Here is a 2,174-nt window from a genome sequence, read left to right as displayed (position 1 = left end):
CTTGGCGGGCTCCTTGGGCGCGTCGGCGGCGTCGGCCGCGGGGCCCCGGAAGCGGTGGGGCCTCGTCGGCGGCGTCCTTCTTCTTTTTGCTGTTTTCGCCGGCGGCGCGGGGCGCTTTGCTTGCGGGCGCGCTCGGCGGCCTTGCGCTGCGCCTTCACCTCGGCCGGCACGGCGGCGTGGGCAGCCGGTAGGGGTGAAACAACTTGCAGGAGCCCAGCAGCGCGCCCAACAACAGGAGGATAAATAGACGGTTCACGGGGGGCATAGCATAGAATAAGGGCCGGAAGATAAGCACGGCCTAGTCGCGGCGGCGCCCCGCTGGGCCCCGTCTTGGCGGCTCCCAATTTCATCTTGCCACCTTGCTATTTTACCCCGCCGCCGGGCCGGGCGTAGGGGCCCCGGCCGGCGGCGAGCGGGCGGCTTTGGAATGCTGGGAACCAGTGCGTTGCTTTGGTGCGCCTTCCTAAACGAACATAACGCCTTGCTTATGCCCAATTTTCTACGCCGCTGGCTGCCATTGCTCGGGTTGCTGCTGTTTGCCGCGCTGGCCACCTACCTGGCGCGGGCCCCGCGGCCGGTGCCGCCCGGGGCCCCGGCCACCGCGTTTTCAGCGGTGCGGGCGCTGCGCGAGGTGGCCGTGGTGGCCCGGCGCCCCACAGCATCGGCACGCCGGCCAACGCCGCCGTGCGCGACTACCTGCTGCGCCGGTGCCGGGCTCTGGGCCTCACGGCCACCGTGCAGGACACGACCGTGGTGGTGGCCGGGGGCCCCGGGGCCCTCACCGGGGCGCGGGTGCAGAACGTGGTGGCCCGCCTGCCCGGCCGCGTGCCCGGGGGGCCCCGCCGTGCTGGTGCTCACGCACTACGACTCGCAGCCCCACACGCCCGGCGCCAGCGACGACGGCGCGGGCGTGGCAGCCGCCCTCGAAACCCTGCGGGCCCTGCACGCCGGCCCGCCCCTGGCCCACGACGTGCGGTGGGTGTTCACCGACGGCGAGGAAATGGGCCTGCTGGGGGCCCGGGCCTACGCCGCCGACACCGGACGGCTGCGGCGCGAGGTGGGCGTGGTGCTGAACTTTGAGGCGCGGGGCAACGGGGGCCCCAGCCTGTTGTTCGAGCTGAGCAGCGGCAATACCTGGGTGTTGGAGGAGTTTGCCAAGGCCGCACCGCCCGCGCCCCTGGGCTCGTCGCTGGCCTACGAAATTTACCGCTACCTGCCCAACGGCACCGATTTCACCGCCTTCCGCGCCGCGGGCCTGCCGGGGCTCAACTTTGCCTTCACCGGCGGCTACGCCTATTACCACAGCCCCATCGACACGCCCGAGCGGCTCGATTTGGCCTCGCTTCAGCACCACGGCGACTACATGCTGCCCCTGGTGCGGCACTTCGCCAGCATCTCGCTGGTCCACGCGCCTACTTCCGACAGCTCCTTCTTCAACCCGCTGGGCACGTGGCTGGTGCTGTACCGCGCCGGCTGGAACTGGGCGCTGAGCGCCGCGGGTTGGGCGCTGCTGCTGCTGGCCATCGGGCAGGCCCGGGGGCGGGGGCGCCTGCGCCTGGCGGGCCTGCTGGGCGGGGCCCTGGCCTGGCTCGTCGGCACCGCGCTGGTGCTGGCCGCGGGCTGGTACCTGGCGCGCGCCGTGGTGGCCGCCTACCCGCAGTACGCGGTGTTCTACGACCACGCGTTTTACAACGTGGGCTGGTACCACCTGGCGCTGGTGGCGCTGGGCGGGGCTCTTTTCACGGCCTACTACGGGGTGCTGCGCCGGTGGCTGCGGCCCGATTCGCTCACCGGTGGCGTGCTGCTGGTGCTGGCCGGGCTGCAAGTCTTTTTGCAAGTGAAGGCGCCCACGTCGGGCTTTCTGCTGGGCATCCCCATTGTGTGCGGGGCCCTGGGCTGGCTGTGGCAGACGGTGACCACGCCGCGCCCGTTCGTGGGGCCCCGGGGCCGGCGCGAAATTTATTCGCTGCCGCTGGGCCCCGTGGGCGCGCTGCTGGCCGTACCGGCGGTAGAGCTGCTGGCACCCGACCTGCGCGCGCTGCTCACGTTGGCCGGCTTGGGGCCCCTGGTGCTGGCCAGCCTGTTTTTCCTGGCGGTGCTGCTGGGCCTGCTGCTGCCGGCGCTGCTGCCCGCCCTGGGCCGCACCGAGGCCACCGGGGCCCCCGATGGGCCCT

1 protein-coding gene is annotated in these 2,174 nt (G+C 72.3%); it reads left to right on the top strand.

The features are described from left to right. Nucleotides 1–487: 487 nt before the first annotated feature. On the top strand, nucleotides 488–2,174 hold a 1,687-nt coding region (locus BEN49_RS14140), incomplete at its 3' end, for a M20/M25/M40 family metallo-hydrolase (protein WP_158022916.1).

This window comes from Hymenobacter coccineus (genome assembly GCF_001816125.1).
Taxonomy (GTDB): Bacteria; Bacteroidota; Bacteroidia; order Cytophagales; family Hymenobacteraceae; genus Hymenobacter; species Hymenobacter coccineus.
The sequence above is the reverse complement of the archived record's forward strand: the minus strand, read 5'-3'. Positions and strand labels throughout refer to the sequence as shown.